Raw genomic sequence first — 1,993 nt, forward strand, 5'->3', positions numbered from 1 at the left:
ATAACATTTGTACCGTAGACAGCAGGGGCTGTAAAGCTTAATTTCCTGCCGAGGTAATTGCGATATAGCGATTCTTTAGGAATTCGTATGCAATGCCTTCATGTCTATTAACGATATGAAGGCATTTTTATTGTGATAGACCGGTATGAATGTTCATCAGAAATCTACAGGAGGTGTAATGATGAGCAGCATTCTTGATCAAAAGAAACAAATCGTTGACGAAATTTCTGACAAGTTAAAGAACAGCGTATCTACTATCATTGTAGATTACCGTGGACTTGACGTGTCCGAGGTTACTGAACTTCGTAAGCAATTGCGTGAAGCTGGCATCGACTTCAAAGTATACAAAAATACAATGACACGTCGTGCGGCTGAAGCAGCTGGTTTCGAAGGATTAAATGAAGTATTGACTGGACCGAACGCAATCGCGTTCAGTACAGAAGAGGTTGTGGCTCCAGCGAAGATCCTTAACAACTTTGCTAAAGAACACGAAGCTCTTGAAATCAAAGCGGGTATCATCGAAGGTACTGTAACTTCTGTTGAAGAAGTTAAGGCAATCGCTGAACTTCCAAATCGCGAAGGTCTTCTTTCTATGCTTCTCAGCGTGCTTCAAGCACCAATGCGCAACTTCGCGTTGGCGACGAAAGCAGTTGCAGACCAAAAAGAAGAGCAAGGCGCTTAATCCTGCAAGTTAACTTGCAGCCGAAAACAAAACTAATCATATAATATAGGAGGAAATATAAAATGAGTAAAGAGCAAATTATCGACGCTATCAAAGAAATGTCTGTTCTTGAATTAAACGATCTAGTAAAAGCTATTGAAGAAGAATTTGGTGTAACTGCTGCTGCTCCTGTAGCAATGGGTGCTGCTGCTGGTGGAGACGCTGCTGCAGAAAAACTGAATTCGACGTTGTTCTTGAGAGCGCTGGTTCTCAAAAAATCAAAGTTATCAAAGTTGTTCGCGAAATCACAGGCCTTGGTCTTAAAGAAGCGAAAGAACTTGTTGATAACACTCCAAAAGCTCTTAAAGAAGGCGTTTCTAAAGACGAAGCTGAAGAGCTTAAAGCTAAGCTTGAAGAAGTTGGAGCTGGCGTAGAAGTTAAGTAATTCACGACAGATTTAAAAGCTCGCTTATATAGCGGGCTTTTTTGTTCTGTTAGTTGAATTAATATAAATGCAGGCTTTGTTGAAAAAAGGGCCTGGAACATTTCGGATGGGAGGCTTTTGATGACAAATCATTATTATTCCCGTACACCTGAGGTGGAAAGTGACCCTCAGACAATAGAGGCAGTCTTAAAAGATCATAAATTCCGTTTAAAAACAGACCAGGGCGTTTTTTCGAAAAGTGAAATTGACTTTGGTTCCCGTTTGTTGATCGATTCTTTTACTGAAAATGAAATTACAGGCCCGTTACTTGATGTGGGCTGTGGCTATGGACCGGTTGGACTCTCGATGGCGAAAGCTTTCCCGGAGCGCACTGTGCACATGGTCGATGTTAATGTAAGAGCGATTGGTCTTGCGGAGGAAAATGCACGAGCTAATGGAATATCTAATGCTTCTATTTATGAAAGCAGTTGTTTTAAAAATGTCAGTGAGAAGAACTTCTCGGCTGTCCTGACAAATCCGCCAATACGTGCGGGGAAGTCAGTTGTCCATGAAATTCTTGAAGACAGCTATAACCATCTGGCTGTCGGAGGCGAACTGTGGGTTGTTATCCAGAAGAAACAAGGGGCTGCCTCGGCGCAAAAAAAGATGGAAGAAGTCTTTGGGAATTCAGAAGTGGCAGCGAAGAAAAAAGGCTATCAGATTTTAAAATCGGTAAAAGAAAATTAATTGACGTAACATAGGGGCTATGTTAGTATTATAAAATGCAAAAATATTATTTTCCGGAATTATGTCCATATGTATAAATGCTGGATTTTTTGGAAAAGATTATAAAATAATAGCTCGTTATGTGGAAAATGAGGTTTTATGGAGTAAAACCCTTTTTCTTT

2 protein-coding genes, 1 pseudogene and 1 other annotated feature are annotated in these 1,993 nt (G+C 40.4%); all 3 genes and pseudogenes read left to right on the forward strand.

What is annotated here, in order from left to right; genetic code table 11:
* Positions 1 to 138 (forward strand) — a sequence feature (ribosomal protein L10 leader region). This feature is flagged as partial in the annotation.
* Between the two features lie 43 nt (positions 139 to 181).
* The gene (gene rplJ, locus BSG1_RS19215; protein WP_006838904.1) at positions 182 to 682 is read left to right on the forward strand and encodes a 50S ribosomal protein L10; all 501 of its coding nucleotides are present in this window, start codon (positions 182 to 184) and stop codon (positions 680 to 682) included.
* 62 nt (positions 683 to 744) lie between these two features.
* Positions 745 to 1,106 (forward strand): annotated as a pseudogene (gene rplL, locus BSG1_RS19220) (50S ribosomal protein L7/L12).
* Between the two features lie 120 nt (positions 1,107 to 1,226).
* Positions 1,227 to 1,832: a class I SAM-dependent methyltransferase gene (locus BSG1_RS19225; RefSeq protein ID WP_006838907.1), complete on the forward strand. Its 606-nt coding sequence runs from the start codon at positions 1,227 to 1,229 to the stop codon at positions 1,830 to 1,832.
* Positions 1,833 to 1,993 lie beyond the last annotated feature (161 nt).

Source organism: Bacillus sp. SG-1, assembly GCF_000181495.1.
GTDB lineage: Bacteria > Bacillota > Bacilli > Bacillales > Bacillaceae_B > Rossellomorea.